Genomic DNA, 22,783 nt, shown 5'->3' on the forward strand with positions numbered 1-22,783 from the left:
ATCCGCTCCGGTCAGATCTAAAAGCTAAGAGCTAAAATCTAAGAGCTAAAATTTAATGTCTGATCAGCTTGATCGTCTTCACTGGTTTGTTCTCAGAAAGGATCTGCAGCAGGTACAGGCCATTGCCCAGCGCATTGCTGCCTACATCTATTCTTTCCTGGTACACACCACTGCTTCTCTTACCCAGGTCTTTTGCCAGTATCAGGCGGCCGTTACCATCCAGTAAGCGGATGAGTATACGGGTTTCCTTTGTCTGGCGAATGGCCAGGTTAATATAGCTGCTGAACGGATTCGGATATACGTTTTCAACGGTTACCCCATCTACACCATCTGCCGTATTAGCGGCCTGCTGTAAACCCGGTGCCAGGGCGCCCATTATACCAACGGTATTGGTGCTGCGGCCATTGGCCATTGTGCCGCCGTTATTAGGCAGGCTTTGCAGGTTGGTGCTGTCATCCGGCGGGAAAGCTTTGATCACCATGGCATTAATGTAACCGTAGTTAAGGGCGGTGTAAACCGTAACGGTCACTTCACCATTGCTGTTCGGCACTACATTTTCTATTGTAACGGTGTTGCTGGTATTATCATTTGCATCCAGTGTTACTACCTTGGTGCCTATCTTGTACGCCGTTATCCTTGTGCCACCGCTGCCGCGGCTGCCCAGGAAGGTGAAGGAATACTGTTTAGTAAGATCCAGGCCGCTTACCAGCATTACAGCAGTATCTGTTTCTGTGTAGTAAGATTCAGCCAGTACCTTGTCAGGATACACACCGCTGTTGTTACCTGTTTGTGCACCTGCCGGGTTAGTACCGGTAAAGTTATTCACAATGCTCAGGTCTACGCTGGTGGTATTGCCTACATCATCCCTCAGGTTATTCCAGGCCAGGCCTGCATTTGGCAGGGCAGCGGTATTGTTCCATGGCGCCGTGGCGGTGTTGGTAACCGTAAAGTTTACGTAGATACCGTACGCCAGTGTGCCACCAGTAGCAATGTTGCTGTAGGCCGACTGTACACCGCCTGCGATTGCCCTTACCTTGTAGTAGAACACGGTGTTGGGTGCTAAGCCGGTATTGGTGTAAGTGGTCACATTTGCGCCCACGGTAGCCAGCAGGCTGTAAGTGCCGTTACGGGTGGTTGAGCGCCATACTTCATAACCGGTTTCGTTGTTGGCTTTATCTGCCCAGGTAAGCTGTATGTTGGTCCTGGAGTTAGAGGTAGCTACCAGGTTGGCCGGTGCTAACGGTGTACCATCATCTACATAAGACTGAATGACAAAGGCATTCAGGTATGCGGCAACGGAGCCGGTAGCCTGCCTTACGGTAAAGGTGATATTACCGCTGCTGTCTGGTGTAAGGCCATTGAGCTGTACTGTGTTGCTGGTATTGCTGGCTGCGTTGAGCGTAACGGTTTGTCCGCCTGCACCGTAAATGGTGTTCCGGTTATCAGATACGCTTTCACGGCTGCCAAAGAATACCAGGTTGTATTTGCGGGCAGCAGACAGGCCGCTGATGCGGATGCGTTTGTCGGTGCCGCTCTGGTCATAGAAGAACGTGTGCATCACGTTATCCGGGAATACGCCGGAGTTATCGCCGGTTACTGCGCCTACATTGTTAGCGCCGGTGAATATATCCAGGATGGTTACGGTGATGCCGCTGGCGGCGCCTGCTTCATCCTGCAAATTATTGATACCTGCGTTGGTGTTGGGCAGCGCATTAAAGTTGTTCCATGGTGCGCTGGCAGGTTCTACCAGGTTACAGTTCACGTATACAGAGGTGATCTTCTTATCTGTTACCTGTACAGTAAAGGTCTGGGTGCTGGAGCCGCCCTGGTTATCGGTGGCTTTTACAGTAATGGTATACTTACCAATGTCTGTACCGCCGGGAGCCAGGTTAATGGTACCGGTGCCATTGCCGGTTGTTTGCAGGTTAGCAAATGCCGGGAGCCCGGTAGCTGACAGTGTGATCACATCGCCTGCTGCATCTGTAGCTGTTACAGGTATCTGCAGTACAGCATCCGTCTTCATGCTTACGTTAGCAATAGCTGCCAGTGCCGGCGGCCTGTTTGGTACAACCACTGCAATACTATCTGTATATGGAGAAGAGCCATACTGGTTGAGCGCCCTTACCTTGTAGTACCAGGTTTGACCGCTGGTAGCATTCAGATCTGTATACGTAGTGTCGTTGGCGTTAGATGCGCCAGGGTTCAGCACCGTGTATGCACCACCCTGTGTTGCTGCACGGGATACTTCGTAGCTGGTTTCATTGTATGCCTGGTCTGACCAGCTAAGCTTAACGCCGGTGGCCAGTACGGTGCCAACCAGGTTAGCAGGTTTGGCCGGTGCAGTTGAATCATCAAAGGCTGCATTCACCACCATGGCATTGATGTAGGCATAAGTGGAGCCTGCAGCGGGTGCTATGCTAATGGTAATGCTGCTATCTGCACCCGGGATTACGGAATTGATATTAACTGTTTGCGTTGAGTTATTGGTAGCATTCAGCGTTACGCTTACACCGTTGATAGTGTAGCTGGCTACGCGGGCATCGCTGATACCGGCGCGGCTGCCAAAGAACGTAAAGCTGTATTTGTATTTGGAATTCAGGCCGGTGAGGCGGATTGTTTGCGCCACGCTCTGTGTCCACCAGCTGCTGGTCATTACATTAACCGGGTATACGCCGGTAGTGTTAGCACCCTGGTTGTTGGTATTGCTGCCACCGTTTATGTTTTGCCATGGCGTAAGCACGCTCATGGAAATACCGGAGTTCTGGCCGCTGTTGTTAAGCAGGTTGGGGAATACATCGCCCTGTACCGGACGTTTGTTGGTATTATTCCAAGGAGCAGCCCCCTGGTATGCGCCATCTGTGAAGTTCACATATACCGCATAGTTCGGGTTCACATTGGTTACGGTGATCGTAAAGTCCTTGGTATCAAAGCCGCCTTTACCATCATCTACCTTGACCGTTACCGGGTAAGTGCCGGCATCGGCATAGCCCGGCGCCAGCTGTATAGTGGCGGTGTTGCCGTTAGGCGTAAGGGTAGCAAATGACGGCAGGTGGGTGGCGGTCCAGTTGGCAGGATCGCCGGCATTCTGATCGCTGGAGCTGAGGTTTACGGTAGCGGTGGCCTTTTCGGCTATGGCTACATTACTGATCGGGCTCAGTACCGGCAGGTAATTGTCATTCACAGTAAGGGCGAAGGTTTTGCTGCTTACGCCGCCATGCTGGTCTGTAGCGGTGATCTGGATATTATAAGTACCCTGATCGCCTGCGCCCGGGTTAAAGGTAAGGAGGATACCGCCGCTGCCATCATCTCCATAGGAAACAAAGGCCGGTGCATTGGTTGCCGTGAGGCTTACATCTTCTTCGTCCGGATCGCTGGCCCCTACATTAAAGGACAGGGTAGTGCCGTAACGCATTGTTCTGTCAGGAAGGTCGGTGATCACCGGCAAGCTATTCAGCGTGACCGTATTCACCTCGTTGGTGTAAGCGCTGTTACCACCGTCGTTCTTAGCCCTTACGCGATAATAGTAACGTGCGTTGGGGAACAGGTTCTGATCCGAGTAGGATGCATTTGCTGTTGCATTCGCAGCCGTAGTGGCTATAAGCACGTAACTGGTATTGGTGTTGGCGGAGCGGTATATTTCAAAACCTGTTTCGTTGCTGGAGTTATCTTTCCAGGCCAGGTTGATCTGTGTACCGGAAACTGCGGTGGCTGTAAGCGTATTAGGTGCCGTAGGCGCTGTGGGCAATACCTGTGTTTTGCCGTTTACAGAAGAGGTTAGCCCGGAAGCGCCGAAGTTGTTGATAGCCTTTAACTTATAGTAATAGGTGGTGTTGGCGTTCAGTAAACTATCGGTAAAGCTGGTAGCATTGGCGGCCGTAGTGCCAACAATCGTATAGGTACCGTTATTGCTGGTGCTCCTGTATACTTCAAAACCTGTTTCGGCAGTGCTGTTATCAGTCCAGTTCACCCGCAGCTTGTTATATGATATAACCGTTACGGAAGCACCGGTTGGCGTTGGCGGCACGGCGCCCAGGTTAAGGGTATCTACAAAGTACTGTGCCGGTATGGCCTGGCGAAGCAATATACCGTTGGCGATACTCGTCCAGTACAGGGTAATGTTATCCGCGCCGGTTCCTTCAAAATAAGTAACAATGATCGGGTAGGTGCCTTTGGTAAGGTTAATGGTGCCTGCCCTGTATTGTGAGGTGTGCAGTCCATCATTATCCACCAGCGGGGTAGCAGCGGGATCATATACTTCGCTGCCGATGTATACCCTGCTACCTGCATCTGAGTTGGTCTCAAATGTATAGCTGCCACTTGTGGGAATGTTGATCCATCCCTGCCAGAGGAATGCAAACCGGTCGGTCTGTGTTCTGGGGCTGGTACTTACGGTAGAGACTACGCCTGTTTTGGCGGGTGTTAAAGTATTAAAGTTCGGCAAAACCGTCCAGTCAGCGGTAGTGGTGTAGTACTTGTAGTTAAGACCATTTTGATAAGTAGCTACCGTTACCTGGTTACTGGCCGGAGATTCATTACCCGCAAGGTCCCTTGCCTTGATCACCACCGTGTAAATGGTCTTGGCGGCTAAGCCGTAAGCAGCAAAGGAAGTAGTGCCTGCCGGAACGGTGAAGGTCTTTTTGCCGTTAAAATAAATATCGTATTTATCGATACCTACATCATCTGTAGAGGCAGTCCAGGTCAGGTTCACCGAGCTGCGGGTAGCGCCGGACTGTGCCAGGTTGCCGGGAGCAGTGGGCTTTTGGTTATCTGCCAGGGTAACGCCGCTGGCCTCGTTGCTCACCGGTGCTGCACCGTTATCATTTACGGCGCGTACAATGTAATAGTAGCGGGTGTTGGCCTGCAGGCCGGCGTCGGTAAAGGTGAGCACATCTGCATTTACCTTACCTGCCAGTGTGTAGGGACCACCGGCGGTTGCAGAGCGGTATATTTCAAATGCTGTTTCGTTATAGAGCGGGGATGGCTTATCCGTCCAGTTAAGCTTGAGCTGTGTTTTGGAGAACGGTGTAACCAGTAATCCACCGGCGGGATCAGGCGCATTGGCGCCGGCCGCATTAATAACCGGGAAAGGAGCGGAGAAGCTGCTGGAGCAACCGTATTGTTCGGTTACCCTGGCAATATAGCTACCGGTTTCGCGGGCAGTGAAGTTCATAGCCCTGCCTAAGGTATCTGTACCACCGGATTTCATCCATACATAAGAGGCGTAACCATCCGGCAAAGAAAGTACTACACTGTCCTTACCTTCCGGTGTGGGCAGTACATTACTCTGCAGGCCGGCCATCTGGATGTTAGGCGTTACGGTAGGCGCTTTGGTTTGTACCACAACAGGGATAGGCGACCATGGGGACCACCTGCTGCCGCTTTTTACCCTGGCCGTATACGTACCAAAGCTGGTCACCTGCAGCGTATTGCTGTTAGCGCCGGAAATGAGCACGCCATCCTTACGCCACTCATAGGCATCAAATCCTGCGGTAAGCCCCAGGGTAGTATTTACCGGATCACCGGGACAAAATTCCGTTCTGCCATACAAAGGCCAGGGATTGGCCTTATTGGCGCGGGACATAAAGGGGAAATAGTCAGTTTCTGACCAGGCTAAGTTCCATACGCCATGGCCCTGACCATCGTAGATCTTTAATTTATAGTTGGCCCCTGCATTCTGCGCTGCAGCCTGTATCATCAGTGCTACAGCCGGCGCGGGGTTCTTATCCACACCACCCTGGAATTGCCAGAGAGGCGTGTATTTCCAGCTTTGTACATAATCATCGTAGGTATCATTTGCCGCGCTGATAGGCGTAGCCGCTGCTACCTGTTTGGGATAACGGAACAGGAAATCCCAGGTGGCCATACCGCCCCCGGAAAGACCTTCGATCATCACGCGGAAAGGATCCACGTTGATCTGCTGGATAAAAAAGTTGTTAATGAGCTCATTGATGTAATCATATTGGGTATTTCCCCAGTATCCGCTAATATTCTGCGCATACAGGAGAAAGCCGTTAAATGCCCCGGATAGTACCCGGCTCTGATGTATCTGGCCTCCATGATACAGCTGATACTCATTGTCATAGATAGATCCCTTCTCACCAATACCGTGAAAGAAGATGATGAGGGGATACTTTGTGGAAGTGTCTGCAGCGTTGAAGTTCGGGGGATACATCAGGCGGAACTGCATGCCTTTGTAGATGTAACATTTGTAGGTGTCGCTGTTCCAGCTAACACGTTTGGTCCTTACCCATTTACCAATCTGCCCCCAGGCAGGCTGGGTAGGGGGACTGGCGGAGTTGTAGGTTACTACTGGATCATTGGGATTCAGTACGCTTTGTGCCCATGCAGGCTGTGTGCATACCAGCATTAGTAGCACCAGTCGGAGGTAAAATTTGATCATATAGTATGATTGAGTATCCGGTAATAATTAATTGTTACCAGGCTCTTTCATGGGAAGTGATGGTTAAATTATTAAGTATAGGTGAGTTCTCTCAGGAAGATGGTCGAAAAAAAAGTGGAATTGTCCCTACTCGATATATTCATCGCAATTTAGAGAATAAAAATATTCCCGGTAGTTAAAAGTTGGTAAATGGCGTAAAATTACAGGTAAACCTCCTGATTTGTACAATAACCGTTTGGGGAAAGGCTAAAATAAAGGGGTATAAAATAGGAAGGGCCGGCTAAAAAGTACCGCTGCTTGCCTGCCTGCAGTTACTTTTTAGCCAGCCCTTGTAGAGGTATTGTGGTGTAAGCCTGCCACGCGCAACATCAAATTACGCAGCTGGCCATGGACCATCGACTATGGACCTTACTGTTTTACCAGCTTAAGTGTTTTTATCTGGTTATTACCGGACAGCACCTGCAACAGGTATATGCCACGCTGCAGCTGCTGGTTGTTGATCTCCAGCCTTTCCTGGTAGGCGCCGCTGCCCCTGTTGCCCAGGTCTTTCAGCAGTACCGGCCGCCCATTCATATCTATTAACCTTACCTGTATGCGGCTGGCTGTTTGCCCGCTGCTTATGGTAAAGTTCAGGTTAATGAAGCTGGTGAATGGGTTGGGATATACGGTCACCGCTTCCACTGCATTCGCCGGCGTGTTATTTATTGCCGGTACGCCGCTCATAGCGCCCATGATCCCTATTGTTTGGGTAGTACGCCCGTTATCCATAGTGGCGGCAGCCACATTTACCGGAAGGGTTTCAAGGTTAGTGCTGTCTGTAGCAGGGAATACCTTTACCACCATTGCATTCAGGTGACCGAAATCAAAGGTGGAGTAAATGTCTATATACACTTCCCCGTTATTATCCGGTTTTACCTTATCAATAGTAACCGTGTTCTGCGTGTTATTATTCGCATCCAGTGTTACGGCGCGGCTGCCTATTTTGTAACCGGTAATGCGGGTGCCCACATCTGCACGGCTGCCCAGGAAGGTAAAGGAGTATTCTTTCAGCTGATCCAGTCCGCTCATTTTTATACGTGCAGTATCTGCGCCTTCCGTATAGAATGATTCTGCCAGCACCTTATCCGGGTACACGCCGCTATTATTGCCGGTTTGTTTGCCGGCCGGGTTAGAGCCTGCAAAGGGCGCCAGGAAGGTCATATTAACGCCGGTGGTATTGCTGCCGTCATCTTTCAGGTTGGTAACCCGGTATCCTGCATCCGGTAATACCGAGATGTTAGTCCAGGGGGCAGGCGCCAGGTTTACAGAGGTAAAATTAATACTAAGGCTGTAGGCCATAGTGCTGCCGCCGGCAATATTGCTGAATGCAGAGGCTACGGTACCTGCCAGGGCCCTTACCTTATAATAATACACGGTGTTGGCGCTAACATTGTTGTCCGTGTAGGCGGCTGCATTAGCGCCCACGGTGGCCAGCACCGTATAGGCGCCGTTCTTGCTGTTGGCGCGCCATATTTCGTAGCCGGTTTCATTGCTGGCTTTATCTGCCCAGGCCAGCTGTATGCTGGTTCTGCCGGCGGATGTGGCGGTCAGGTTATCCGGGGCAATGGGAATGCCATCATCTACATAAGACTGTATTACCAGCGTGTTCAGGTATGCGGAGAAGGAACCGGGAGCCTGTTTTACGGTAAAGATGATATTACCGCTGCTATCCGGCGCCAGGCCATTCAGCTGCACGGTATTGGTGGTATTGCTGGCCGCATTTAATATTACACTGTCGCTGCCCGCTGCGTAAATAGTGTTCCTGTTATCCGATACAGCGGTACGGCTGCCAAAGAACACCAGGTTGTATTTACGGGTGGCGGAAAGGCCGCTGAGGCGTATGCGCCTGGCGGCGCCGCTTTGGTCGTAGAAGAATGTTTGCATTACGGTATCCGGGTACACGCCGGTGTTGGTGCCTGTTACAGCGCCTACATTATTGGCGCCGCTAAAGGCATCGAGTATGGTAATGCTAATGCCGCTGCCTGTGCCGGTTTCATCTTTCATGTTGCTGATCCCTGCATTCACATTGGGCAGCGAATTAAAGTTGTTCCAGGGTGCGCCGGCCGGCTGTACCTGGTTGCAATTCACGTATACCGTAGATATTTTGTTATCCACTACCTGTACGGTAAAGGTTTGGCTGCTGGAATCGCCCTTGTTGTCTTTAGCAACTACCGTTAGCGTGTATTTGCCAATGTTGGCGCTGGCAGGCGCCAGCTGCAGGGTAGCAGCGCCATTACCGGTGGCGGTAAGGGTGGCAAAGGCCGGGAACCCGCTGGCACGCAGGGTTATAGTGTCGCCCGCAGCATCTGTAGCGCTAAGGGCTATCTGCCGCGTGCTGTCGGCCTTTATGATCACGTTATCTATAGCTGCCAGTACCGGCGCTTTGTTGGGCACCAGTATGGATATGCTATCTGTAAAAGGTGAAGTGCCGGCGCTATTAACAGCCCTCACTTTGTAATACCAGGTTTGGCCGCTGGCAGCGTCAGCATCCGTATAGGCGGTATCGTTAGCTGCGCTGGTATGTATCAGGGTAAAGGTGTCGGCAGGGGTAGCGCTGCGGCGGTATACCTCATAGCTATCTTCATTATACGCCTGGTCTGTCCAGCTTAGCTTTACGCCCTGGGGAACACTGGCAGCTGTAAAATTGCCCGGTTGTGCAGGTGCAGTACCGTCGTCATAAACAACGGTGATCACCATCGCATTAATGTAAGCATACTGGGAGCCTGCAGCAGGCTGCAGGTCTATTTTAATATTGCCCGCACTATCCGGCCTTACGTTATTGATGGTTACGGTCTGGCTGGTGTTGTTGGATGCGTTCAGCGTTACGCTGCTGCCATTAATGGTATAGCTGGCAATACGGTTGTCTGCTACGCCATAGCGGCTGCCAAAAAAGGTAAAGTTGTATTTATACGCTGTGGGCAGGCCGCTGAGCTGCATGGTTTGCTTGTCGGTGTTGGTCCACCAGTTACTGGTCATTACATTATCCGGGTACAGGCCGGCATTGCTGCCGGCATTATAACCCTGGTTATTGGTATTGGCGCCGCCATTCACGGTTTGCCAGGGCGTAAGCACGGTCATGCTAAAGCCGGAGGCATTGCCTTTATCATCTTTCCAGCCGGAATATATATCGTTCTGCAGGGGCTTCTTATTGGTATTGTTCCACGGGCTGCCGGCTATATAAGAGCCGTCGGTGAAATTAACGTATACCTTATAGTTGGGATTTACGTCAGTAACGGTAATGGTAAAACGCTGGGTAGCCAGCCCGCTTCTGTTATCCGATACCTTCACCGTTACATTATAGGTGCCGGCATTTGCATAGCCGGGTTTTACCAGCAGCTGCGCGGTATGGCCGGCCGGTGTAAGCGTTGCAAAGGAAGGCAGTCCGGTAACCGTCCATATAGCCGTATCCGTAGCATTTTGATCGCTGGCAGAAAGGCTTACCTGCAGGCTCTCTTTTTCAGCCAGGGTTATGTTGGCAATGGGGCTTATTACCGGTTGATAGTTATCATCTACCGTTATTTTAAATATTCGTGTGGTAACGCCGTTATGCTGGTCGGTAGCAGTTGTTGTAATGGTATACGCACCGGTATCTGCCTGGGCAGGGGAGAAGGTAACAGTAAGGCTGCCTGCGCTGCTGTCGGTAATGGCGGCAAAAGCCGGCAGGCCCGTAATGGCCTGGATTACAGCCTCATTGTCCGGGTCAGTGGCGGTAATATGGTAGGTTAGCTGGGTGCCGTAGCGCATGGTTTGGTTTGCCAGGCCGCTGATAACAGGCAGGCTGTTCAATGTTTGCTTTGTTAGCTCATTGGAGTAGCCGCTGCTGCCATCCCCATTCTTAGCCAGTACCTTATAGTAATAAACGCCATTGGCAAACAGCCCGGTATCCGCATACTGTACGGTGGTGCCGGAGCTGGCAGCCAGTGAGGCCAGCAATAAGTAAGTGGTGTTATTGTTGTAAGAGCGGTACAGCTCAAAGCTGGTTTCATTGTTGCTCCTGTCCGTCCATTGCAGGTCTATGCGGTTGGCCGATACGGCGGTAGCCGTAAGTGCGTTGGGCGAAGTAGGTAATGACGCTTTGCTGGTGGTGCCCTGTATATAATTACTTAAGTCGCTGCCACCATATTTGTTGATGGCTTTTAGCTTGTAATAGTAGCTGGTGTTGGGAGATAAACCTGCATCAGTATAGGTGCCTGCATTGGCTGCTACAGTGGCTACAATTTTGTAAGTGCCGCCGGAGGTGGTGCTTTTGTATATCTCAAAGGCGGAGGCGCGGCCGCTGCTATCGGCCCAGCTTAAACGCAGCTGGTTAGAGGATGCGGCAACGGCAGTTAAGTTATATGGTATGGCCGGTACATTGCCCAGGGTAATGGTATCGGTAGCATTTACTGCGGCAACAGATACCTGGTTGCTGGCCGGCGATTCATTGCCTGCCAGGTCGCGGGCCCTTACCACAAAGTTATATACCTGGCGGTAATTAAGCCCATATACTGTTATGGCAAAACTATCTTTAGGCGTGGTGTAGCTTTTAATACCGTCTACATACACATCGTACCGGTCTACCCCCACATTATCTGAAGCAGCGCTCCACTTTAACCTGATGGTATTGCGGGTGGCGCTTACCTTGGTTAAAGCTCCGGGTGCGCCTGGCGCGGTAGTATCTGCTTTGGTGGTGGCGCTGGCTTCGTTGCTCACCGGCGCTGCGCCGTTATCGTTCACTGCCCTTACAATATAATAAAAGCGGGTATTGGTGGGCAGGCTGGCGTCTGTATACGTAAGTACATCCGCATTTACCTTAGCTACCAGCTGGTACTTGGTGCCGGGTGTAAGGGTACGGTATATTTCAAAGAATGTTTCATTATACGCCGGGGATGGCTTATCGATCCAGTTCAGTTTTAACGAGGTTTGGGAAAGGGAGGAAACAATGAGGCCTGCAGCGGCATCCGGGGCATGTGCGCCATTGGCCGGAATTACGCGGAAGGGTGCGGAGAAATTGTCGGAGCAGCCGTATTTTTCAGTTACCCGCACTATATAGCCGCCGGTATCACGTGCTGCAAAAGTGCTGTTACGGCCTAAGGTATCCGTACCACCGGCTTTCATCCATCTATAGGTGTCATAACCATCCGGTTCTGCCAGCACTACGCTGTCTTTCCCTTCCGGTGTGGGCAGTACGTTACTTTGCAGGCCGCTGGTGGTTATAGGGGGTGTTATGGTAGGTGCTTTAGCGCCAACCACTACGGGCTGGGGCGACCAGTCAGACCAGGTGTTGCCGCTCCTTACCCGGGCATCGTAGGTGCCATAGCTGCTTGCCAGCAGCGTATTGCCGGTAGCGCCGGGTATTACCGTCCCGTTCTTACGCCACTGGTAGGCGTCAAATCCGGCGGTGAGGCAAAGCGTGGTATTCACGGTTTCACCGGTACAATACTGGTAATGATTATATAATGGCCAGGGATTGGCTTTGTTAGCCCGCATGATGAATGGGAAAAAATCGGCCTCATTCCAGGCAATATTCCATATGCTATGTCCCTGGGTAGGGTAAATAGTAAGCTTATAGTTGGCGCCGGCATTTACTGCAGATGTTTGAATAAGCGTAGCTACAGACGGGTTGGGATTACCATCTTTACCACCCTGGAAATGCCATACGGGTATGGCTTTCCAAAGCTCTACAGAATCATCGTAAGTGTCTTTTGCTGCGCTGATGGGCGTTGCACCGGCCACAAATTTAGGATGGCGAATGAGCATATCCCAGGCGGCCTGGCCGCCGGCGGAATAACCGTCTATGGTTACACGGAATATATCCGCATGCAGCTGGGGAGCCATAAAATTGGTAACGATCTGCACCAGGTAATCATATTGCGTATTACCAAAGAAACCGGTCAGATTCTGCGGAAAGATCACAAACCCGTCGTAGGAGCCGTCGTTCCTTTTAGCCAGGTGCTGGGTGCCGCCTGCTTCCAGTTGTTTTTCGTTATTATAAATATCTCCTTTGGATCCTGTACCGTGAAATACAATGGTAACGGGATATTTCTTGGTGGTGTCTGCCGCATTGAAGTTTTTGGGGTACAGCAGGCGGAACTGCATACCGTTATAAATATAACATTTATAATCATCGGTGTTCCAGCTCAGGATCTTGGTTCTTACCCATTTGCCAATTTGGTTATAGGCGGGTTGCACCGGGGGCTTGGATGAGTTGTATGTTACTACTACATCATTCGGATCCAGTACACTTTGTGCCCATGAGAAAGATGACTGAGTGCAAATGAGCATCAGTATCACCAATCGGAGATAGAATTTGATCATATATTATGATTGAGTATCCGGTAATAAATTCATTGTTACCAGGCTCTTTCATGGGATATGAATGGTTAAAATATTGGAATAGATGAATTCCCGAAGATGATCACACAATAATTCACAACAATGCAGATCAACAACAACGTAATAGTCTACACGATTAAAATCTGTGCAAGTTAGCAAACAAATTTTTCCCGTTCTATTAAAATTTTATTAAAATCTGATCACCGGAATAATTCTTCCTCAGAAAGTTTAAAGACCTGTTGTGGGAGCGGGTTACACGCCCACCAGGAACTTACTCTTTTTCCCTAAGATCCTTTGAGTTAACTGTAACGTCCATATGGAAAGTAACATTACTATTATAAGGCATACAGCCCAAACCACTAAATTACCCGGCATAGCTGCGTGAAATATCTTCTGGTACGCACCTCTCAATAACAGCACAAAGAAGTAGTGCACAAAATAAATACCAAAACTCAGCACCGCCAGCACATCTACAAATTTTGGCACATATTTTTCCAGCCTCCAGAGCCAGTAAAGGTAAAAAGGGCAGAACAGCATTTTATGCGTGTAGTCCACGTTATCATAAAAGCGGGGGCTTATAAAATAATTCAATACTAAAAAAGCTATAGGCAGCACCGTTACTAAAACCCAGTATTTACGGGCAAATACAAGGTATTCATCTTTATAACGGCTCAGGAACATTCCAAAAACATATACGGATAAAAAGTGCACCGCCATGACCAGCGTATCACTTAAGGTACTGCGTTGTATCACTAATGATATGATAATAAGCCCCGGCAAAACACCGTAATATAATTTCGGATGCCGGTCCACATACAGCAATATGGGTGCTATCAAATAATATAAAGTGATCATGGGTATAAACCACAACTGTTGCAAATGCGCCCCATGCAGCAAATAATAGCTGCCCTGGCGCCACAGGCTCCACGTTGCAAAATCCGGGTGATCCTGCAGCGTAAAACCGTTAATATCCTGCGATATCAGGCGGTAAGCCATTACTGGTATGGATAACAGCAGGTACGGGCAAATTACGTTCTGGAACTTTTTAACCAGGTAATCCTTATACTCAAATTTGGCAGAAAGGTGCTGAAATAAGTAGCCTGCAATGAACAGGAACAGGATGGTGGAGTTTTGCATAATGATATCCAGCACCTTATGCGATACGGAACCCTCTTTCCAGTTTAATAAAATGTGCGCGCCTACTACATAAATAATAGCCACTCCACGGAAATTGTGGATGTAGCCAATGAATTTCTTGGGGGCTTTGGCTGCATTTACCGGCGCAGCAGGGGGAACAATGGCGGCAGGCGCCAGGGTATTGTCCGTTGTGAGTGGTAATTGTTTTTCCATACCTGTTATATTTTACTACGTTTCGCTTTTTCCCAGGCTGCAGACTGGGTGTTGGTAAGGTAGCGGTAAAATCCCTGGTACACCGCTATGTTCATGAACAGGAAATAAAAAGGGATATAAAATATACTGATCTTAATATTACGTTCTGCCAGGCTGTAACCTATAAAGGCTGCTGCATAGCCCATTACTTGAATAAGGAGGAAAGCATAAAATAGCCAGCCCCCCGGATATATTACTAACATTATATTTGTTACCAATAGTAGTAACAGGCTTAAAGGGCTCAGCGTCCAGCGCAATACCCGGTGGGATATGTACTGGAACGATACTACCGGGAAGCGGAAAAAGTTCAGCAGGGCCCGCAGCATCACAATAGACTGGAAGCCGCCGGCGCTGATGCGGATCTTGCGCTTATGCTCCTCCGCAATATTGTCGGAGGGTGTTTCCATGGCATAGGCGTCTGGTGCATAGGCAATCCGGTAGCCTTTCAGGTTTATGCGCAGGGAAATTACAAAATCGTCCAGGATCACCTCTTCCTCCACCGGCTGAAATAAGCCGGTACGGATGGAGAACAGCTCCCCGGCTGCGCCTACCACGGAGTACAGCTCGGCATCCAGCTTTTTCAGGTAAGATTCATACTTCCAGTAAATACCTTCTGTGGCTGCTGCTCCGCTGCTGTCATCGCTGATCACTTTCTTTTCGCCCGCCACGCCGCCTACGGTTTCATCCGCATAATGTTTTACAATATTGCGGATAGCGTCTTTATTCAGCAGGGTATTGGCATCGCAGAAAATAACGTAAGGGGTTTGCACCTGTTCCATGGCCCGGTTCAGGGCTGCGGTTTTACCGCCGCGCTTATCCGTGTGCAGTAACTGCAGCTCCGGGTAGCGGCTAATGATCTGCGGTGTGGCATCGGTTGATCCGTCTGTGATGAACAGCAGGCGTCTTTTATGTGCCGGGTAATCCAGCGCCAGGGTATTTTCTATTTTCGCAGTAATGATCCCTTCTTCATTATAGGCTGCTACCACCAGCGTAACATCCGGCTCATAGGGCGGGGCAGGGGCCGGCGCTGTACGTACCAGCATACGCTTAATGCGTACCATTACCCATAGCAGCAACCCGTACCCTACATAGTTGTAGAATAGGATAAAAAGGCTGATGATAAATATGATATAAGTTGCACGCATGACTGTTTTAATTACGAATTATTCAATTACGAATTACGAATTGTGTACTACGTTGGGGATTGTTCTTCTTAATATCACACATCACTTTATAATCATTAATATTATTTGGCCAATTGATATACGAACTACCCAATCCGTAATTGAATAATTCGTAATTCGTAATTGAATCAGGTGGCCCAGCATTTCTGCCCGGGAGCCAGCGTAGCGCAGCCCTGGTATTTGCCCGGGATGTAATCATAGGCCAGCCCTTGTGTAGCGCCCTGTATAGAGGTGCAGTAGCCCTGCACGGTGTATTTTTTCAGGGTTACAAAAAAGCTGTCGCCAAATAATTTGCGCTGTACTTTGCCCGCCAGGCCGCTGTATTGCCGGTCTCTTTTTTCAAAATGCGCCAGCACATTATGGCGCTGTTCTTTACTGCATTCCAGGAAGGAGCGGTTGTACTGGGCTTGCGCATACAGCTGCACATCCACCAGTCCATCCATGAATTTATTTTGCAGCTTGGTGGGCGTGCAGTCCTGTATCATGGTAATGATATAATCCTGCACATTGGCATCTTTAGCACCGGGCGTATCTGTACGCGGTATAATGGTTTCTGCCAGCTCAGCGATCAGCGTTTTATAATCCGGCAATTGCTGCAGGTCTGGTTTCCTATACCATTGGTAACTTTTAAAACCGGCGGCTACCGCGGCAGCACCACCGCCGAAGAGCAGGAAACCTTTGAGTGCTTTTCTTCGATCCATGAGATTCAATTACGAATTATTCAATTACGAATTACGAATTATGTACTTCATATTGCTAATCCACTATGAGTCAATTACGAATTATTAATTACGAATTATGTACTTCATATATCCAATCTATCACCCTTATTCAATAACTATAAAATGGCCAATTACGAACTACAATCACTACGCACTACTCAATTCGTAATTCGTAATTGAATAATTCGTAATTCACAGTTACTTCCGGTACTGCAGCAGCCATTCATAAATGCTCAGTCCATTCTCCCGGTACTTCGGATTGTAGAACTCGTGCCAGCAGCAATGCCCGCCAGGGTATACGGTTAAACGCGTAAGCCCGGGTTTATACTTGTTGGTACTATCTACATAGGTGTGCGCATTTCTGAGCACGTACCCATCTTCCAGCCCGGCAAAATACCAGGTATGTATGTTGGCATCGGTTACAAGCCGGTAACGTTTTAAATACGGGCTGTCCGTAATGGGCGCCGACATTGTAACGCAGGCCGCTATCCGGTTAGCCAGGTGCTTGTTATGCGTTTTGGCAGATTCTACTGACCACCCGCCGGCACTGTAACCGGTCAGATAGATCCGGGTAGTATCCACCGGATAACGTTTGATCACATCATCCAGCATCGGATCCACATCCTGTGGGGAGAACGACCAGCTTTCCGCCAGCGGCGCCACCACAATGAACTCGTATACCTTTTTATCCTTCGGGTTCACAGCCTCAATTTTCCTGCCCTCATGGATCTGCCGTGTTACGCCTTCCCGGAATATTTTACCCAGGTCTTTGCCCGCAATGCTTCTGCCGTGAAAGGCAACCAGCAGCGGATACTTTTTGCCAGGCACCGGGTTGTCCGGTGTGTAGATCAGCGCAGGCCTGGTTTGCCACGGACTGATCTTAACCTGTATTGCTTGCATGGGGGCATAATCTACAACATCCTGCCCGTACGCGTTACCGCATAGCCAAAGGCCCGCCAGCAGCATCATATGCCTTAAGATCATTACAATAAAATTTACCATCAACAAAGAAATACTACAGTAAGCGCATCACCTCTTCCAGGGTCATGCCTACAATGCCTTCCAGCGCAAGCTTTGACTGACGCAGGTTTTTTTCCAGCAATACCTTCTGTACCATTTCTACGTTGTAATCGTGGTAGGCCGCCTTATATTCATCCAGCGGAATACCTTCAGTGCCGGCACGGAACTTTTCCTCTATCTGGTTGTAATGCACCAATGCATCCTCCAGGATAGGGCCATGCAGCTCCACCAGCTGTTTATTGGCGGAATATTCTTCATACGCTTCCAATACTTTATCCTTAATGATCAGCGCAGCGGATTCCTGTTGTTTTTGTACCACGCGGCCCTGTGCCTTTGCTTTCTTCACCTCGTTGGGGATAGAAATAAAATGGCCCAGCGGTATTATTACCCCAAAGTTATAACGGGGGTAAAAGCTGGCCTGCGGGTTGTTACCATTGTTGTTGCCTTTAATGGTGAACTCATTTAAGTTACCGGCAGCCGTAAAGTGGTTTAGCCAGGCTGCTTTGGCAATGCGCGTTTCGTATTTGGTGATGTCTTTCTGGGCGTCATACTGCCGTACGTCCGGGTTTTGCAATGCCAGTTCCACCAGCTTTTGTTTAAACCGTGCAATAATAGACGGATCTTTCGGCAGCTTTAATAAAACAGAAGTATCCGGTTGTTGCAGCTGTGCAAAAGCCCCCAGGCTTATACATACTGCCAAAAAAGTAATGTAGGCTCGTTTCATCAGTCAATATTTAGATTTTAAAACTGCATGATAGCCCCCGCTTATAAATTTCCGTTAGCCGGAAAACTTATGAAGTGCGGTTCCACCAGCAAATATTTACGCCCTTTCCAGGTATTTAATTTTAATTACAATAGCCATAAAGGCATACAACATAATAGATGTTTCCACCAGGGTAGAGGTATCCTGCGCATACTGTGATATGGCTGCCGCAAAACTGGCGGCAGCAATGCCTATCATCAATAGCTTGTCCAGCTCCCATTTCACACGGAAAAAGTTTGATACCGCTATTTGTATCAGGAAAAAGAAATGCCCGGCTACCAGCAGCATGCCTATCCAGCCCGTTTCCAGCACAGCGCGCAGGAACCCGTTGTCCGTCTGGAAATCGGCCAGCTGATGCCCGGGGTTATACTTTGCCCCGTTACCACCGGTTGTATTTACGCCTCCCCCAAACGGATGCGATTGCAGGTATGGCTGTATGCGGTGCCGGTTACGGTCACGCACATTCACAGATTCATCCTGCTTGCCAATAAAGGCTGTTCTTACCCTCACAATAGTAGGGTTGCTGTGAAAAGGCCCGTACAATATTACCAGCGAAAAAAACGCAAAGGCCATGGCCACTAAAATAGTATTGCGCTTTTGCAGGTTGGCCATAAAGAATACCATCAATCCAAGCGGCACCATTACATAACCGGTACGCGTACCCGAATAGCCCAATGCCAGCACATGCAGCATGATGGATACAATGATGACGATCTTGGTGGGGATGGTAATAACGGTCCTTTTAGCTGTTAGCAGGATCAGCATCATGATGATGTTACAGGCCATAATGATCCCGAACACCGCTGCATCCGACATAAAGGAGAACAGCCTTATACCGGATATGATCATGGTAGTGCCAAACTTGTCCCGGTACTTGTTAATGAATGCCTGCTCATAAGGCAGCAGCCCATGCCATTGCTGTATGCAGCAATAGAAGGCAGCCGCGGTACCCAGTATCAGCCAGTACTTCATGAAAGTACGCACGTCCTTCAGGTTGTTAAAAACATTCAGCCCTACGTACAGGAAAATATAGCAGCGCAAAGACACCCGCATAAACACATACCAGCCCAGGAAAGAATGTGTTTCCGGGTTAAAAAACTCCATTACCAGGATGATCAGGTACAGGAACAGGCATATTAACAGCGGATCCTTAAAGAACTTTACTTTTTTGATCGTTTCATCACCCCGTTTAAAAATGCAGCCGAATAATACGGAAAGCAGCAGCGCATCCATCACTACCCCCACACTCTGTTCTGAGCCGGACATACGTTCCAGCAAAGGCAGCGTCATGGTAATGCTGATGTAGATGTAGTACCCCAGCTTATAATTGGCTACGCATACCAGGCAAATGGCAGCACCTATGATCATTACGCTCAGCCCAACGCCCACCTTCAGGTCGGTAGAGGCCACGTAGGCCAGCACCGGTACCATGATAGCCCATAACAGTATTATGAACCAGAGCGTAATATTTTTCTTTGTCAATTGCATGTATGCCTTACCGTTATACTCCCTTACAGGAACATTGTTTTGATCAGCAGCATAAGAATGGTCACCCCTACAAAAAGGATGATCAGTGATTTATGCAGCTGGTCGCTGATGATTTTTTTTTCCGGTTTTCTCATTGTTCACTTACTTTATCTGTTGCTGCGCTGGCCACAGGCCGTTTTTTTGCCTGCGTTTTAAAAGGCCCGATAAACAGAAACTCCAGGTGTAACAACAGGCAGAGCCTGTAGAGTATAATGGATAATGTGATCCCCAAGGTCATTAGTATCAGTGTCATTACCGGCATGCTCAGCTGCACATCCAACCGTAACAGCAACATCCGGAACAGGAATACAATGCCCAGGTGCAGCAGGTAGATGTATAATGAATAATGACCTAATGTTTGCAGAAAAACAGCGCGCTGGTATTTGGCCAGCAAAAAAGAGATCATGATCACCAGCAGTGCGCCAAACATGGCCAGGGCGGAAAAAACGTACATATTGGCTTCCGGGTGCTCCATGGAGTAATACTGCGCCAGTATAAAAAAGGGCAGCAGTATCATTACCTTATAACCGGAGGTAAGCTGCCGTTGTATCTTATCCTGGAAAAAATAAGGCGCGGCCAGGTGTCCCAGGCAAAAGAACACATAGAACATCATTACATCGGAAAGGGTGCTGATGGTGCCTGCCAAAGGAATAAGCCCCAGCATTACCAGCCCCAGTAACAGCTGCAGCGGCGCTTTTAACTTTAACACTACATGGTTAAAGAGATACAGTGCCGTTACATTGAACAGCGCAAACAAATACCATTGCTGCAGCATGCCGCGGGGATGAATAAGAATGTCAATATAATTGCCAACGCCCCGTTTGAAATTTGTATACTCTGAAAAAATGATCTGAAGGGTTAACTGGATGAAGCACCATAACAGGTAAGGGTACAGCAAAGTATTGATCTTCGTTACCAGGAAGTCGGCAGCCCCCCGCTTTTGCAGGCTGGAGGCAAAGAACAGGCCCGACAGGAAAAAGAATAATGGCATACGGAACCCGTACAACATTTCATTTGCATCCATCAGGGCGGGAGTTACCGATACGCCGCTATACAATAATCCATATAATACATGTCTGTACACTACAAATATAATTGCGATTCCTTTTGCATAGTCCACCCAGGCATAGCGTCTCGATGTCGCCGGCCGGAAGGAAAAAATAAATTTTAGTTTTGGGGTTATGGCTTCCATGCTGTTGCTGTTTTCAGACAACTACAATTCCAAAAAGTCATCATTTACATTATTTAGTACCGCCCCCAACAACTTACCATTCATGCTCTGCAGGAATTGTATGGATTCCTTATCATTCTGCTTCAATGATGCCCTGGAGGAAAATATAGCTATTACACCTTCTACATAATGTACCAGCTCTTTACTGTCTGTATAATCGTTCAGCGGAGCGCCTTCCAGCAGCACAAAATCATAATACCCTTTCAGCTGCGGCAGGTAATTCAGCAGGTGGTTGCGGGGTAATATCTCAGAGGGCGTATAGTCGCCGCCTTTACAACCGATCACTTCTATCCCTTCTACGGAATAGGTGGTAACAATTTCCCTTACTTTTTCAATGCTCACTTCTTCCGGGGCCATGGAAAAGGTTTCCAGCGTAGGTTTGGCCTGCAGCGCCACGGTAAGGTCGTTGTTGCAGAAATTGGTGTCAATGATCAGCACCCGTTTGTTGCTCAGGCTCAGGCTATAGGCCAGTGCCTGCACCAGCGTGGTTTTACCCTGCTGGGATTCTGTGCTGGTAAAGAGGAAGATGGATTTGTTGCTGCTCTCAACCTCATACCGGAGCTTGCGAAGCAGCTCCCGGAACGTGTTCTGCCTTCTTCGCGAAGCGTCATCGTCCGAGATCTGCTTTTGCAAAACTTCCGGAATGCTGTACCTGTGCAGGTCAGCATGGTTAATAGTACTGATCAGCTTCAGATCCACATGCCTTTCAAACACAGAGGGCGATTTTATAGAGTTATCAAAGAACTCCATAAACAATACCCCCAGGGTGGTTAACAGGAACACGGATGCGCCGGCCATACCCATGATAATAATACGCTTGGAAGATTCCGGTTTAAATGCAGGCTGGCCTTTCAGCGTTTGCCTGAAATCATCCGGGGGCGCAAGACGGCTGTCCAGTGCCGTGTTGAGCTTTTCTTTCAGCTTATTATACTCTTCCTGGGCAAGGTCAACTTCTTTCTGTAAAGTGCTTACAGTAGCTTCTTTATTCGCATAGGACCCTACGGAGCCCCGCAGGGAACCAATTTTATTTTGCAGGCTGGCTATATTCAGCAGGGATGCCTTTAAGTCAGCGTCTAATGATGCTTTTTTCTGTAACAGCTCGTCTTTGCTTACGGTTTTACCGGTAGCCACGGCGGAGCTGGACATCAGCCTTTGCAGCTGCGCGCGTTGCGTTTTTATCTTATCAGCCAGGTCTGCGTCACTGCTGCCGCCGCGCTGGTATTCATCGTTACTCTGGTTCAGCTGCTTGCGCAGCGCTACGATCTCTGCGTTGTTATTATCATATACCGCTTTGCCCTGGTTCATCTGCGCTAACTGTTCGTTTACGCTTTGCACGGAGGAGTTCAGGTTGTTGTAGGTGGCTTTCTCATCCAGCAGCGCTTTTTCCAGCTGGCTGATAAGGCCCAGCTCATTGCCGCTGGCCGCTTCTACATTCAGCAATCCTTCAGATGATTTATAGTTACGCAGCGCATCTATTTTCTGATCCAGCTCTGTTTTCTTCTGGTTCACCAGCGCTTCAAAGGTGCCTACATTTTCCACAGAACGTTCTGAACGCATGCTGCGGTAGTAACGGGTGAACTCGGAATACAGGGTGTTCACCACAAAGGCGGAGAGCTCGGGGTTCTCAGAACCAAAAGACATATCAATATAATCCGTACGTTGCAGGCGGCCTATATTCAGGCGTTTGCGGAGGGATTCATAATCGTACTTGCACAGCTTCATATATTCCAGCAGCTTACGCTCTTCCGGCTGGTAAGAGGTCAGCATCTGCAAAGAGTCCAGCTTATGGCGCGCCAGCTGTAAACCCGCTACCCGGTTAAACTGCAGGTACTCCGGGGTGCGGCGGTCTTTTTCCGTGAGGAAACGGAAAGGTTTGGGAGAGGTAAGATCGTGTATCAGCAGCTGGTAAGAAAGCAGGCTGATAACGGTAGGGGAGGTAATGGTTTCAACAACGTTGTTAAACTTTACATCCGCTTCAAACAGGTTCACATTATTTTCATCGCGCAGCTTAATATCATCATTAATGGTAAAGCCGGTCGACATCTGGGCGTTGGACACATACAGCTTCGCACGGTCCATGGTGAAAACAAACGAAAGCACAATGGCCACTATCGTGCTGATAATGATCCACCATTTCTTTTTAAGCAGTGCTTTCACAAAATATATTACATCCATATCAATTATTATTTTTTA

Annotated in this window: 10 protein-coding genes; all 10 read right to left on the bottom strand. The window is 49.0% G+C overall.

Annotated elements, in window-relative coordinates:
- Positions 1-52 precede the first annotated feature (52 nt).
- The 10 genes from BMZ54_RS31920 to BMZ54_RS31965 all read right to left on the bottom strand — a co-directional run bounded on the left by BMZ54_RS31920 (position 53) and on the right by BMZ54_RS31965 (position 22,765).
- Positions 53-6,400, bottom strand: a complete 6,348-nt coding sequence (locus tag BMZ54_RS31920; protein WP_089921227.1) for a fibronectin type III domain-containing protein — start codon at positions 6,398-6,400, stop codon at positions 53-55.
- Positions 6,401-6,808: 408 nt separating this feature from the next.
- Positions 6,809-12,736, bottom strand: a complete 5,928-nt coding sequence (locus BMZ54_RS31925; RefSeq protein ID WP_089921229.1) for a fibronectin type III domain-containing protein — start codon at positions 12,734-12,736, stop codon at positions 6,809-6,811.
- A gap of 270 nt (positions 12,737-13,006) precedes the next feature.
- Complete coding sequence (locus tag BMZ54_RS31930; RefSeq protein WP_089921230.1) at positions 13,007-14,104, bottom strand: acyltransferase family protein; 1,098 nt, start codon at positions 14,102-14,104, stop codon at positions 13,007-13,009.
- 5 nt (positions 14,105-14,109) lie between these two features.
- On the bottom strand, positions 14,110-15,288 hold the full coding sequence (locus BMZ54_RS31935) for a glycosyltransferase family 2 protein (RefSeq protein ID WP_089921232.1): 1,179 nt from the start codon (positions 15,286-15,288) through the stop codon (positions 14,110-14,112).
- 167 nt (positions 15,289-15,455) lie between these two features.
- On the bottom strand, positions 15,456-16,028 hold the full coding sequence (locus BMZ54_RS31940; RefSeq protein WP_089921234.1) for a gluconate 2-dehydrogenase subunit 3 family protein: 573 nt from the start codon (positions 16,026-16,028) through the stop codon (positions 15,456-15,458).
- A 219-nt stretch (positions 16,029-16,247) separates the two neighbouring features.
- Positions 16,248-17,033: a carboxylesterase family protein gene (locus tag BMZ54_RS31945; protein ID WP_089921235.1), complete on the bottom strand. Its 786-nt coding sequence runs from the start codon at positions 17,031-17,033 to the stop codon at positions 16,248-16,250.
- Positions 17,034-17,064: 31 nt separating this feature from the next.
- Positions 17,065-17,793: a TolC family protein gene (locus BMZ54_RS31950; protein ID WP_089921237.1), complete on the bottom strand. Its 729-nt coding sequence runs from the start codon at positions 17,791-17,793 to the stop codon at positions 17,065-17,067.
- Between the two features lie 96 nt (positions 17,794-17,889).
- Positions 17,890-19,320 (bottom strand): O-antigen ligase family protein, encoded by a 1,431-nt coding sequence (locus BMZ54_RS31955; RefSeq protein ID WP_089921238.1) that lies wholly within the window; start codon positions 19,318-19,320, stop codon positions 17,890-17,892.
- A gap of 130 nt (positions 19,321-19,450) precedes the next feature.
- Positions 19,451-20,551, bottom strand: a complete 1,101-nt coding sequence (locus BMZ54_RS31960) for an acyltransferase family protein (protein WP_143081209.1) — start codon at positions 20,549-20,551, stop codon at positions 19,451-19,453.
- A 21-nt stretch (positions 20,552-20,572) separates the two neighbouring features.
- Entirely contained in the window at positions 20,573-22,765 is a 2,193-nt protein-coding gene (locus BMZ54_RS31965) for a GumC family protein (protein WP_089921242.1), read from the bottom strand.
- Positions 22,766-22,783: the final 18 nt, after the last annotated feature.

Origin of the sequence: Chitinophaga rupis (assembly GCF_900109685.1) — a bacterium.
In the GTDB taxonomy this organism is placed as follows: Bacteria; Bacteroidota; Bacteroidia; order Chitinophagales; family Chitinophagaceae; genus Chitinophaga; species Chitinophaga rupis.